The organism is Exiguobacterium sp. SL-9, from assembly GCF_004336985.1.
Taxonomy (GTDB): Bacteria; Bacillota; Bacilli; order Exiguobacteriales; family Exiguobacteriaceae; genus Exiguobacterium.
In genome coordinates, this window is the sequence record NZ_SJUO01000005.1 from 24879 (window position 1) to 37412 (window position 12534).

The 12534-nt window shown below is 54.4% G+C and carries 10 protein-coding genes; 7 read left to right on the plus strand and 3 right to left on the minus strand.

Going from position 1 to position 12534, the window contains the following annotated elements:
- Positions 1 to 155: 155 nt before the first annotated feature.
- The 4 genes from EVJ34_RS12555 (at position 156) to clpB (ending at position 6596) form a co-directional block, all read left to right on the plus strand.
- On the plus strand, positions 156 to 1667 hold the full coding sequence (locus EVJ34_RS12555) for a DUF7507 domain-containing protein (RefSeq protein ID WP_131485836.1): 1512 nt from the start codon (positions 156 to 158) through the stop codon (positions 1665 to 1667).
- 141 nt (positions 1668 to 1808) lie between these two features.
- Positions 1809 to 2981, plus strand: a complete 1173-nt coding sequence (locus EVJ34_RS12560; RefSeq protein WP_131437301.1) for a CamS family sex pheromone protein — start codon at positions 1809 to 1811, stop codon at positions 2979 to 2981.
- A gap of 141 nt (positions 2982 to 3122) precedes the next feature.
- Positions 3123 to 3986 carry a DnaJ C-terminal domain-containing protein gene (locus EVJ34_RS12565; protein ID WP_131485837.1) on the plus strand — a complete coding sequence of 288 codons (864 nt, stop codon included), beginning with the start codon at positions 3123 to 3125 and terminating at the stop codon, positions 3984 to 3986.
- Between the two features lie 18 nt (positions 3987 to 4004).
- The gene (gene clpB / locus EVJ34_RS12570) at positions 4005 to 6596 is read left to right on the plus strand and encodes an ATP-dependent chaperone ClpB (protein ID WP_131437297.1); all 2592 of its coding nucleotides are present in this window, start codon (positions 4005 to 4007) and stop codon (positions 6594 to 6596) included.
- Positions 6597 to 6634: 38 nt separating this feature from the next.
- Here the strand turns inward: clpB and EVJ34_RS12575 are convergent, their stop codons facing one another.
- Both EVJ34_RS12575 and hemG read right to left on the minus strand, forming a co-directional pair.
- Positions 6635 to 7708 carry a TIGR04053 family radical SAM/SPASM domain-containing protein gene (locus EVJ34_RS12575; protein ID WP_131485838.1) on the minus strand — a complete coding sequence of 358 codons (1074 nt, stop codon included), beginning with the start codon at positions 7706 to 7708 and terminating at the stop codon, positions 6635 to 6637.
- Positions 7705 to 9069, minus strand: a complete 1365-nt coding sequence (gene hemG / locus EVJ34_RS12580; RefSeq protein ID WP_131485839.1) for a protoporphyrinogen oxidase — start codon at positions 9067 to 9069, stop codon at positions 7705 to 7707. Before hemG ends, EVJ34_RS12575 begins: the two co-directional genes overlap by 4 nt.
- 111 nt (positions 9070 to 9180) lie before the next feature.
- On the opposite strand from hemG, the gene EVJ34_RS15840 reads away from it, so the two are divergent.
- Together EVJ34_RS15840 and glsA are read left to right on the plus strand one after the other, a co-directional pair.
- On the plus strand, positions 9181 to 9354 hold the full coding sequence (locus EVJ34_RS15840) for a hypothetical protein (protein WP_201739947.1): 174 nt from the start codon (positions 9181 to 9183) through the stop codon (positions 9352 to 9354).
- A gap of 58 nt (positions 9355 to 9412) precedes the next feature.
- Positions 9413 to 10354, plus strand: coding sequence for a glutaminase A (gene glsA, locus EVJ34_RS12585; protein WP_034781271.1), 942 nt, complete (start codon positions 9413 to 9415; stop codon positions 10352 to 10354).
- Here glsA and EVJ34_RS12590 read toward each other — a convergent pair.
- Positions 10351 to 11124 carry a CHAD domain-containing protein gene (locus EVJ34_RS12590; protein WP_131485840.1) on the minus strand — a complete coding sequence of 258 codons (774 nt, stop codon included), beginning with the start codon at positions 11122 to 11124 and terminating at the stop codon, positions 10351 to 10353. The genes glsA and EVJ34_RS12590 overlap by 4 nt on opposite strands.
- A gap of 37 nt (positions 11125 to 11161) precedes the next feature.
- Here EVJ34_RS12590 and EVJ34_RS12595 point away from each other — a divergent pair, with 37 nt between their 5' ends.
- Positions 11162 to 12532, plus strand: a complete 1371-nt coding sequence (locus EVJ34_RS12595) for an MATE family efflux transporter (RefSeq protein WP_131485841.1) — start codon at positions 11162 to 11164, stop codon at positions 12530 to 12532.
- The last annotated feature ends 2 nt before the right edge of the window (positions 12533 to 12534 follow it).

Consider the following 12534-nt stretch of genomic DNA (forward strand, 5'->3'; position numbering starts at 1 on the left):
GCGACGGGTAATGAATAGTATCTACAAATACTTTTTGACACCAAGAACTCACACCACGACTCGCGCACAATCATCCTCCATTCCTCTCCCGTGCCGGAGCGTGTCATCGCAGACGTTCGTCACAGTTTGGCAGACACCTTAGAGGAGGAACCATCATGAGAAACACAAAACGACGTATGTTTGCACTCATCACATTCGTCCTCGTATTGATTAGTATGTGGGCACCGAATAGTATTTATGCGAACTCGATGATGACACCGACCACGATTTACGCACAAATTGAGTTGAGCACCGACGAAATCGAGGTGTACGAGGAAGCGAGCCTAATCTACGCGGACGTGACGTATTATGGGGCTCGTGAAACGGAAACGGTTTGGCGGTTCATGATTGACGCGACCGAGGTCGACGTGACGACTATCGATCAAGTCACGTTATATAACAATGAGGGCGTTCCGTATTCATTTCCGAGTGCCGTCTATGCGTTCGAGATGGAGGAACTTGCAGATGAGTCGAGTGAACCGGGTGACGATGGGACGGAGACGGTTCCGGACGTCGAAACACCAATCGAGCCTCCGCTCGTTGAACCGGAAGCATCGCCAGAAGAACCTGTGACAGAAGAACCTGTGACAGAAGAGGTGACTGAACCGTCCGCCACACCCGATGTGACGAGTGAGACGGATGTGACGAACGAGATGATTGGCCTCGAGGTCGGAAAAGAGGCAAATATTGACCAAGCCGTCGTCGGTGGGATGATCCCGTATACGTTCGTCATCGAGAACACAGGCGAGACGACACTCACGATTACATCCATCGAGGATGAGTTCTTTAGTGGCGACATCGACGCTGACAAGGTCGAAGCATTCAATGCTGACGTGCGTGAGCAGTTGATGGCGCTCATCGGGAAAAACGGCCTCGCCGCAGGTGAACGCGTCGAGACGACGGTCCACTTAACAATCCCGAGCGACTATGACCGGACGAACGCGCCTGAAATCGGGAACGTGTTCCGCGTTGAGGCGACTGATCCTTACGGTCGGGTCATCGATGCCGAGAGTCAACAAATCGTCTTGTTGAATCAGGCCGATTTCACGGTCACGAAGACGGCGCGCCCGGAGACGGTGCACCCGGGAGAGACAATTCGTTACACGTATACGATCACGAACACGTCGAACGTCACGTTATATTTTGTCGACGTCATCGATGAATGGACGAGTGGGGCGTTGACGACCGAGGAACAACGCGAGACGACCGAGACACTTCGAGACGGTATGCGGGCCCTCGCTGAAATCGAGAACGGACTCGTACCGGGTGAAGAAGTTGTGCTTGAGATGGAAAAAGTGCTTTTGCCGTCCTATGATGTGCGAGCGGGCGCGATCTTGACGAACCGGACGACGTTCACGTTCGAGGTCAATCGTGAGGCGCGTGTGTCGCGGACGGTCGAGGCGACCGTGCACGTGAAGCAACATATTCCGAAACCGGACAACGATAACCATGATGACCAAGATGAATCGGTCTATGTGCCGGAACCGACGACCCCGGTGACACCGGACCAAGCGACGTTGCCGATGACAGGTTCGACGGAAACGCGGGGGACGGTCATTGGTCTCATCTTGATCGGACTCGGTCTCTTGTTCGTGACACATCGACGCCGTCCAACCTCGAAAGCGTGAACGTGGCACCCTTCAGCGTGAGTTGGAGGGTGTTTTTTTGTGAATCGGGACTGATTCCGCTTCGACACTTTTTTCGGCGGACGATTTTGTTATAATGGATGAAGTGTAACGAAACGAATCATCAAAGGAGTTTAGACATAGATGAAATGGAAACAATTGATCATCCCAGCTCTCGCCGCGACAGTTTTTCTCGGCGGATGCTCCATGAAAATCCCGATGGGGGAAGAGGAAGTCACACCGACGGGCGAAGAGACGGCGGCTGAAGGGGTCACGCAAGCGATCGAAGCACGCGACTCGTATTATCAAATGGTCATTCCGTTCAAACCTGCCGCGGCCCGAGGCTTGGCGCAGCGCCAAGTGAGCTCGTCGCTCGAACTTGAAGAAGTCGAACTTGGACTCATGCGTCATTCGACCGGTGCATTCAAACCGGGGGACTATGCGTATCAAGAAGGACAGCTGTTGACGAGCGAAGACGTCTCGCGTCTGCTCAGTCGTAAAGACAAAACAGCAGAGGGGCTCGTTCCCCTCAACCCGTCGTACGCGAACGGCACAGCCGAAGTGGCCGAAACCAAGTTCGTCGAAGAGAACAAAAAGTCTCCGCTTTATTTGGCGTCTCTCGTCGAACAGAATTACATGACGAAGACAGATAGCGGTTATGAACTCGGTGGCGTCTCATTCGCTTTGATTTTGAACCAGGAGTATGTGTTCCAAGCGCCGAACTTTGGTCCCACGTACACGGAGAAGCTTGACGAGAAGAAAGTCATTGCCGAAGGCGAGCGTATGGCCAACGAACTTATCGCCCAGCTACGTAAGCGGGAAGACTTCAAAGATCTCGACATCAACGTCGCTCTCTATATGAAGGCACCACAAGGCTCCCCGACGCCTGGTAACTATGTCAAATCGGCATTCGTCGGTACGGCCGAAGAGGTGACAGCGAACGACTGGAAAGCTATCGACGAAACGTATTATTACTTCCCGTCCGCGAAAGCGACGACGGAAGTGCGCGATGACGCCCAAAAATTCTCACTCTTCAGCGACCGGATCGCCGATGTGTTCCCGGATTTCAGTGGAATGATTGGAAAAGGGTTTTATCAGAACGGGGAGTTGTCACGGATTGAAATCGACATTCCGATCCAGTTTTATAGCCGGGCTGAACTCGTCGGTTTCACTCAGCACGTCGTCGGTCTGCTCGAAAATCGATGGGAGTATAACCGGAACGTACCTGTACGCATTAACGTCACCTCGCTCGGTGGCAATCAGGAAGTGACCATCGTGTTCGAAGAGGACATGGATAGTCCAAAAGTGTATTTCTAATCAACAAGAGGGCTTCGTGATGAAACGAATGCCCTCTTTTTTTCGTATGACAAGTAACGAGGAAAATCTTTGACCTTCTTTGACCAAATCGGTAGAATAGACTTAACAGAATCGGGAAAGGGATAGGTGAGGTGAAACGAGATGGCAAAAAACTATTATGACGTCCTTGGCGTGCCTAAACAGGCATCCGACCAAGACATTAAACGAGCGTATCGAAAGCTGGCAAAACAATACCATCCGGACGTGAACAAAGACCCGGGTGCCCAAGACAAGTTCAAAGCGATTCAAGAGGCGTTTGACGTGTTGAGCGATCCTGACAAGAAAGCGAACTATGACCGTTACGGAAGTCCGGATGGGCCGACGTTCGGCGGAGGATACAGCGGCGATGGTTACGGGGAAGGGTCGGCCCAGTTCGAGGACTTGTTCCGTCAATTCGGCGGCGGATCACGGACGACATCGCGGACGTTCGGGTTCGAGGACATGTTCGGCAGCTTCTTTGACCAGGCGGTCGAGGAAGACCTCGATGAGACGGTCCGCGTCAACGTCCCGCTCAGTCAGTTGACGAGTGAGGCCAAAGTGAGCCTGCGCCTACAGACGGGAACGGTCAACGTCAAAATCCCGCAAGGCGCACATGAAGGACAAAAGCTGCGGCTTAAAGGCAAGAGCAGTAAAGTCGGACAATCGGGCGATCGTGGCGACGTGTACGTCGAGCTCCACTTCACCGATGACGACACGTATCGGCGGGAAGGAGCGAACGTCATCACTGTCAAACGGTTGCGACCGCTCGCTTTCCTTGACGGTACGGAAGTCGTCGTGGCGACACTCGATGGCGGTCGGGTCAAACTAAAAGTCAAACCGGGATCACGTCCTGGTCAACGGATGCGCATCCCGGGACGCGGATTCATGACCGCCTCAAAAGTCCGGTCAGATCTGTTCGTCCAACTCGAAGTTGATTTGCCGCTAGACGCCGCCCACCGATCTGTTTACGAACAACTCGAGCGCTGAGCCTAAGGAGGAAGCAGAATGGATTTCAATCGATTTACCGATAAAGCACATGAAGGCATCGTCAGCTCGCAGGCACTTGCGAAACAGTACCACCATAGCGAGATGAACGAATGGCACGTCTTGGCGTCGATGATCTCACAAACGGACGGCATCGCGCCGCTCTTACTTCAAAAAATGGAACTGAGCGTCGCCGATATCGAGGCCGAGGTCGCGATGGCGCTCAAAAACGCACCGAAACTTCAAACGCCGCCGACGCCGATGATTTCAGCCTCGTTGTTGAACGTGTTGACGACGGCGGAACGTGAAGCGACAGGGATGAGTGATGAATACGTCTCGGTCGAGCACATCCTGCTCGGGATCGTCATGAACAAGAGTCAAGCGCAAAGCATGCTCGAGCGTAAAGGCGTAACCGAGGAGAGATTGCGTGAGGCACTCGTCGCCGTTCGTGGTAATCGACGGATCACGTCGAAATCACCGGAAGCGACATACGATGTCTTGACGAAGTACGGACGCGACTTGATTCAAGAAGTGAAGACCGGAAAAATCGATCCTGTCATCGGGCGCGATAGCGAGATTCGGCGTGTCATTCGCATTTTGAGCCGGAAGACGAAAAACAACCCGGTCTTGATTGGAGAACCAGGCGTCGGGAAAACGGCGATTGTCGAAGGGCTCGCCCAGCGCATCGTCCGCGGCGATGTTCCAGAGAGCTTGAAAGATAAGACGATTTTCAGTCTCGACATGAGTTCGCTCGTCGCCGGGGCCAAATATCGCGGCGAGTTCGAAGAGCGGCTCCAAGCTGTGTTGAACGAAGTGAAAGAAGCGGAAGGGAAAATCATCCTCTTCATCGATGAACTACACACAATCGTCGGGGCCGGCAAGTCCGAAGGGGCGATGGACGCCGGGAACATGCTCAAACCGATGCTCGCTCGCGGAGAGCTTCATTGTATCGGCGCGACGACGCTCGACGAATATCGGCAATATATCGAGAAAGATCCGGCGCTCGAGCGCCGCTTCCAACAAGTGATTGTCGATGAACCGGACGTCGAGGATACGGTGTCGATCTTACGTGGTTTGAAAGAGCGCTTCGAGATTCACCACGGGGTGCGGATTCACGATAACGCGCTCGTCGCGGCGGCCGTTTTATCGAACCGTTATATTACCGACCGGTTCATGCCGGACAAGGCGATCGACCTCGTCGACGAATCGTGCGCGATGATTCGGACGGAGATGGAGTCGATGCCGGCCGAGCTCGATGAACTCGTCCGTCGCGTCATGCAACTCGAGATCGAGGAGGCGGCTTTGAAGAAAGAGAGCGATGACGCCTCGAAGAAACGGCTCGACACACTGCAGCAAGAACTCGCCTCGATTCGCGAACAGTCGGACGCGCTCCGGCTCCGTTGGGAGAACGAGAAAGAGTCGACGCACCGCGTGCAACATATCCGTGGGGATTTAGAGAAAGTGAAACTCGAACTGCAAGAAGCCGAGAGCCGCTACGATTTGAACCGGGCCTCTGAACTCAAATATGGCCGTATCCCGGAACTCGAGCGCGAACTTGCGGAAGCGGAACGGCTTGCCGGGTCCGTGACGCGTGAACTCGTCCGCGAGGAAGTGACCGAGGAAGAAATCGCCGAGGTCGTCTCAAAATGGACGGGCATTCCCGTGACGAAATTGACCGAAGGCGAGCGGGATAAATTGCTCAATCTCGAGACGGTGCTTCACCAACGCGTCTTCGGACAAGACGATGCAATTCGTCTCGTCAGTGATGCCGTCATTCGGGCTCGGGCGGGTATTAAAGATCCGAACCGCCCGATCGGTTCGTTCCTCTTCCTCGGACCGACCGGTGTCGGGAAGACCGAACTCGGAAAAGCGCTCGCCGAGGCGATGTTCGATTCGGAAGACCATATCGTTCGTCTCGACATGAGCGAATATATGGAGAAACATGCCGTGTCGCGTCTCGTCGGGGCGCCTCCCGGCTATATCGGTTATGAAGAGGGCGGTCAATTGACAGAAGCGGTCCGCCGCAACCCGTATTCGGTGCTCCTGCTCGACGAGGTCGAGAAAGCGCACGCCGATGTGTTCAACATCTTACTGCAACTGCTCGATGATGGACGCTTGACGGACTCCCATGGGCGTGTCGTCGACTTCAAAAACACGATTGTCATCATGACGTCGAACATTGGTGCCGACATCTTGCTTGAAGCGGCGAAAGACGGCATCATCGATGAGGCGGAAGAACGCCAAGTCATCGAGCGACTCCGTCGCCACTTCCGTCCCGAGTTTTTGAACCGGGTCGATGAGACGATTTTATTCCATCCGCTCACGCGTGCTCAAATCGGTCAAATCGTCGAGAAAGCGGTCGCGCGCATGGGCAGTCGCTTGACGTCGCGATCGATTCAAATCGAGATTACGGATGCCGCGAAAGTGTTCATCGCCGACGAGGCGTATGAGCCACAGTTCGGGGCCCGTCCGATCAACCGGTACGTGCAACGGACGATTGAGACGAAACTCGCCCGTAGCATTCTCGCAGGAGACATCGAGGACGGCCAGACAGTCGTCATCGATGTCGAGAACGACGAGTTGACGCTTCGTCCCGCGACGGTCACTCACTGAATAAGGAAAGAGCGCTGGCTGATGCCGGCGCTCTTTGTTTATGCAATCGGTTCGGGTTGATAGATGCAATACGGTTCCTCGGCCTTATAATCGCCGGTGACGGCATAAGCGCGGGCTCGAGAACCTCCGCACACGTATCGATATTCACAGTAGCCGCATTTCCCATGGTGTGTATCGGGATCGCGCAGCGACTTGAAGACCGGGTGGTGCCGGTAAATCTCGGCGAGCGATGTCTGTTTCACGTTGCCGCACTGGATCGGCAAGAAACCGGACGGCTGCACGTCGCCCGTATGCGAGATGAAGACGAAACCGTTCCCGTCATTCGTGCCGCGGGGCGCCTTGGCGAGATCGTCATGCGGATGGCCGATGGGCGACAATCCAACTTGTTTTCGTTTCAAGTTCTCTTGCCGGGCGATGCGCCGATAAAACTGCGCCTCGGTCGTTGAGATGATGAACGGGACGTGTTCTTGCAACGCGAACGCCCAGCGGAGCACATCTTCATGCCGTTCCGGTGAGATTGGCTGTAAGAGCGACCCGCGACCGGTCGGTACGAGGAAGAACAACGTCCACACCGAGACGCCGAGTTCACCGACGAGCTTGGCAATCTCCGGGAGTTGGTCGACGTTATATTCCGTGACCGTCGTGTTGATTTGGAATGACATCGCTTCTTCTCGGAAGTAAGAGATGCCGCGCAGTGTCCGCTCGAAACTGCCGCGCGTACCGCGGAAGTAGTCGTGCGACTTGGCGTCCGGCCCGTCGAGCGAGAACGCCCAACGTGTCAAACCGGCGTCTTTTGCCCGTTTGACGGCGTCATGGGTCACACGTGGTGTCGCCGAGGGGGTCATTGACACGCGCATGCCGAGCGAGGCGGCATATTCCGTCAACTCGAACAAGTCTTCGCGCATGAGCGGGTCGCCACCGGTGAAGACTAGAATCGGATTGTCCATCGCGTGGATGTCTCGGATGAGTGCTTTACCTTGCTCCGTATCGAGTTCACCCGGATACCGATGGAACTGGGCCTCGGCCCGGCAATGGACGCACGACAGCGCACAGGCGCGCGTTACTTCCCAGATGACGATGAACGGGTTCTCATTGTAATCGACTCGCTTCATACGGACGCCGCCTGTCTCGCCATCACCCGGGAGACGGCTTGTTTGGCCGAGTCGACGCAGTCTGGGAGACCAACGCCATGCAAGATGGCCCCGCATGCCTCGACCCCGTCGAGCGTGGACAACTGCTCTTCGAAGGCACGCACGTATTGTTTATGTCCGACCTCATATTGAGGCATCGTATCGATATGTCGCTCGACTTTCGTGAAAATCGGAGTACCGACGTGTTGAATTTTCCGAAGCTCACGCAGCGCGAACTCGGCGATTGCATCGTCGGATTGTGTCAACAGGTCGGGAACGAACGCAGAGCCGATGTAGACACGTAATAGCGCTTTGTTTTCGGGCGCCATGTGCGGCCACTTCTTATGCATCCAACTGCAGGCCGTCAAGGCATTCCCTTCCGCTTTGGCGATGACGTAACCGGTCCCGTCGAGTGCCGCCACATCTTTCTCGTCGAACGCCGCGAGCACGGTAATGGAAGACGTTCGTTTCAACTCGGACAATGTCTCTGCTTCCGGGAGACCAAGAATCGGGCCGAGCATATCTGGTGAGGTCGCCAAAATGATGCCATCGAACGACTCGGTCATCCCGTTGGCAAGCGTGACTTCATGGGACCGGACCGATGCGACTTTTGTCTCTGTATAGAGGCGGTCGATCGACGGACGAAGCGCCTCGATGAGGACGCCGAGACCTTGCCTGAGCGATAGGAATTTCCCGGATTCACGAGGTTTGACGCCGGCTTGAACGGGCGGGGTCAATGCTTTCATGCCGAGAATCAGGCTGCGTGTTTTCTGTTCAATCGTGATAAACTGAGGGAAAGTAGACTCGATGCTCATATCGTCGAGCGTCCCGTTGTAAATCCCCGAGAGAAGCGGTTCAATCATCGCATCGACGACTTCGGATCCGAGCCGGGTTCGGAAAAATTTGTCGAGCGAGATGTCGGTTCCCGTGTAGACGCGTGGAAGCACCAGGTCCATCCCGGCCCGAAGCTTGCCACGCCACGTGAACAGGTCGGTCTTGACCATCGGCCAAAACTTGGTCGGGATGCCCATGACCGATCCGTCCGGCATTTGTCGAAGCTGTTGGCGGACGTAAATATACGATGTTCCGGTCATCGATCGGACGAGATCATCGTCGAGTCCGAGCTCGGTGATCAGTTCGGTCAATGTTGGTTTTCGGGCCATGTATCCGTCCGGTCCGCATTCTAAGACGAAGCCGTCTCGATAGACGGTCTTGATTTTACCGCCGATTCGATTGCTCGCTTCGTACAAGGTGACGTGCGCCCCGGCTTGTTTCGCGTAATAAGCGGCAGCCATACCTGTGATTCCTCCACCAATAATTGCAATCTTGTTCAATCGATTCACCCATTTCTATGTATTGTTCTCCTAACGGTACCGAGAATATCGATGTAGACATAGGATAAGTCTCACGTGGTTCTAGACAAATTTGTCACGAATGGGAAGGAGAGGCTCCATATGGTTTGGTTCGGTATAACGGCGACAATCGTTGTGGTCGGGATTATCGCTTTCATCGCTTCAATGAATCGACACGGGGAGAAGCTCGAAGGTGATGAAGACAACCCGTCGCTCCTTTGGGCCGATGAGGAATGGTATAAACCAGAAAAAGAAGACGGGCCACTTGATGGTTAACCGTCTTGGAATATGATAAGATGACCCGGTTGAAAACTATCGGACATGAGGTGATTGGATGAACGTATTGGAACAACAGTTGGCGCATTTGGTCGACGAGTGTCGTCCGTATACAGCACAAGGAAAAGTTGCCGACTACATTCCTGAGCTCGCGCATGTACAGGACGATTTGCTCGGTGTGGCGATTTGCCTGCCTGATGGTTCATATATACATGCGGGGGACGTCCATCATAAATTTACGATTCAAAGCGTCTCGAAGGCGTTGACGCTCTGTTACGTCTTGATGGAATTTGGGGAAGATTACGTGTTTTCGAAAGTCGGGATGGAACCGACAGGCGACGCGTTCAACTCGATTGCCAAGCTTGAAGAGACAGTGCCATCGAAGCCGCTCAATCCGATGATCAACGCGGGGGCACTCGCTGTCACGAGCATGATTTTAGGGGACACGGCGGAACTGAAAATCTATCAGTTCCGCCAGTTTTTGGCGACGTTGCTTGACGTTCCGGTCGAGGAAATCACATATAACGAAAAAGTCGCCCGCTCGGAATACGAGACGACCGACTTGAACCGGGCCTTGCTCTATTTCATGCGCCATCACGGGATCGTCGAGGGCGATGTTGATGAAATCATCGATGTGTACACGAAACAGTGTGCGATTGAGATTGACTGTTTTGACCTGGCCCGTATCGGTCGGATCCTGTCCGGTAACGGGGAAGACCCGGTCACAGGTGAGGAACTGATTCCGCGTCGCGTCGTCCGAATCGTCAAAGCGATCATGACGACGTGCGGCATGTACGATGCGTCTGGAGAATTTGCTGTCCGTGTCGGGCTCCCAGGAAAAAGCGGGGTGTCGGGTGCGATTCTCGCGACCGGTAAACATGAGCTCGGCCTGAGTGATGTCGGCTTCGGGATTTTCGGACCGGCCCTCGATTCGAAAGGGAACTCGATTGCCGGAATGAAACTACTCGAACTGCTCGTCGAGCGTTACACGTCCCGCTAAAGTTGGATGGCGTTGACTGATTCGTTGAGCCGGCTCTGTAGCTCGTGCAAGACTTGTTCGTAATCATCGGTCAGCGTGGCCGGTGGAGTGAACCCCGTCCAACGTAGCAAGAGTTGGTGCCGATCGTTCATATCGCCAAGCTCGGTCTGGAGGCGTTTCAGCTTTTGGATTTGATCTTTTGAAGCGCTCTCCTCGTAGTTCAACAAGTATTCGTTTAAATAGCGCTCGCGTTTCACGGCGAGCCTGACTTTGTGGAGCGTCTCGAGCCGGTCGGACATCTCCGTCGCGTCTCGATGTGTCTCGATGCGTCGTTTACGCTCACTCCTCGCTTTATCGATAAATGACGCGGCGTCCTGCTTTTTGAAGGCACGGAACAACTGTCCGCCGATAAAGCGACGAACTTGTTGGTCGAGCGAGGGGGTCATCTTTTCAGTGACGCGCGTATTTAACATCGTTCGGTCTTTGGCGCGGCTCGCTTCCACGTGTTCGGCGAAAGCCTGCTCGAGCTCGGTCTCGACGGCGAGCCCTTCGAGAAGAACGTCCCCGTCACGCACTGCGCCGAGCGCATCCATCAACTGTTTTAACTGGCGATACGTGGAAGGTTTCGTATCGTACAGGTGCATGAACGTCAATAGTTTCCGAAGGTGGACCCGCGCTTGGTGGATGTCTTCGCTGTTTTGGAACGTGAGCGCCTCGGTCATATAATGATTGAACGTATTCCACGTCTCCAAAAGCTCATATTTTAGTTTCTCCGCATTCCGTTGATTCATTCTAATTTTTCCTTTCTGAAATGAGATGAGGTTGTCCATGTATCAAACACATTCACTTAATGAAAAAATTAAACTGTTCTTCACCATCTTCTTCCCGATTTTGGTGACACAAGTATCCTTTTACTTAATCAGCTTTTTTGACACGGTCATGTCAGGCCGGGCCGGTGCCGTCGATTTGGCCGGCGTCGGTGTCGGTTCAAGTCTATGGATGCCAGTCTATACGGGGCTAAGCGGGATTTTGCTCGCTGTCGCACCGATTGTCGCGCAGGCGCTCGGAGCCCGTAATATCCAACAGATTCAACGCACACTGTATCAAGGGGTATACTTAGCGATCGGACTGAGCGTCGCGACGCTCGTGCTCGGCTTCCTTCTCGTCCCGACGGCTGTTGACGGCATGGGACTGAGCGAGGAAGGGAAACGGATTGCCAAAGGGTATTTGCTCGCCCTCGGATTCGGGGTGTTGCCGATGTTCTTGTTCAACGTGCTGCGCACGCTCATGGACTCACTCGGCAAAACGCGAATCTCGATGCTGCTTATACTATTAGGGTTACCCATTAACGTCGGGTTAAACTACATCTTCATCTTTGGAAAACTCGGAGTCCCGGCGTATGGCGGTGTCGGTGCGGGAATCGCCTCGGCCATCACGTATTGGTTGCTCTTCTTTATGGCGTTCGCGTTCGTTCGGAACGGCAAGCCGTTCCTCGAATATCGCTTCCTGCGGTCGGTGGAACGTGTCATGTGGCCGAGACAAAAAGAGTTGCTCAAGCTCGGCACGCCGATTGGTCTCGCCATTTTCGCCGAAGTGAGCATCTTTGCCGCGGTGACGTTGCTCTTGAGTGAATACGGCGATAATATCGTCGCCGCCCACCAAGCGGCGATCAACTTCGCGTCATTCGTCTACATGTTGCCGTTGTCGGCATCGAGCGCGCTGACGATCGTCGTCGGCTATGAGCTCGGGGCCCGGCGGCTGAAGGATGCCGTGCGCTATGCCAAAATCGGCATCGTCCTTTGTCTCGGTGTATCGTTGTTCTCAGGAGCGCTTCTGTTTTGGCAAAATGAACGGGTTGCTGCCATCTATACGAATGATGTGGCCGTCGTGGAACTCGCGGCTCACTTCATGATTTTTGCGGTCTTCTTCCAATTATCGGATGCGGTCGCCGCCCCGATTCAAGGGATTTTGCGCGGGTTCAAAGACGTCAACGTGACGCTCATCTTGTCGCTCATCGCCTATTGGGTCATCGGTCTCCCGCTCGGCTATGCGCTCGCCGAACAGTTCGGCTTCGGACCGGACGGTTATTGGATTGGGTTGATTGCGGGTCTAGCGGCCGGAGCCGTGTTGCTCGTCATGCGCCTCATCCATATCGTCAAACGATATGAGCCTAAACCACTCACGAACGAAACATCCTAATC

Coding starts and splice junctions, on each gene's coding strand:
- EVJ34_RS12555 (WP_131485836.1), top strand. CDS start 156: ATGAGAAACACAAAACGACGTATGTTTGCACTCATCACATTCGTCCTC.
- EVJ34_RS12560 (WP_131437301.1), top strand. CDS start 1,809: ATGAAATGGAAACAATTGATCATCCCAGCTCTCGCCGCGACAGTTTTT.
- EVJ34_RS12565 (WP_131485837.1), top strand. CDS start 3,123: ATGGCAAAAAACTATTATGACGTCCTTGGCGTGCCTAAACAGGCATCC.
- clpB (WP_131437297.1), top strand. CDS start 4,005: ATGGATTTCAATCGATTTACCGATAAAGCACATGAAGGCATCGTCAGC.
- EVJ34_RS12575 (WP_131485838.1), bottom strand. CDS start 7,708: ATGAAGCGAGTCGATTACAATGAGAACCCGTTCATCGTCATCTGGGAA.
- EVJ34_RS15840 (WP_201739947.1), top strand. CDS start 9,181: ATGGTTTGGTTCGGTATAACGGCGACAATCGTTGTGGTCGGGATTATC.
- glsA (WP_034781271.1), top strand. CDS start 9,413: ATGAACGTATTGGAACAACAGTTGGCGCATTTGGTCGACGAGTGTCGT.
- EVJ34_RS12590 (WP_131485840.1), bottom strand. CDS start 11,124: ATGAATCAACGGAATGCGGAGAAACTAAAATATGAGCTTTTGGAGACG.
- EVJ34_RS12595 (WP_131485841.1), top strand. CDS start 11,162: ATGTATCAAACACATTCACTTAATGAAAAAATTAAACTGTTCTTCACC.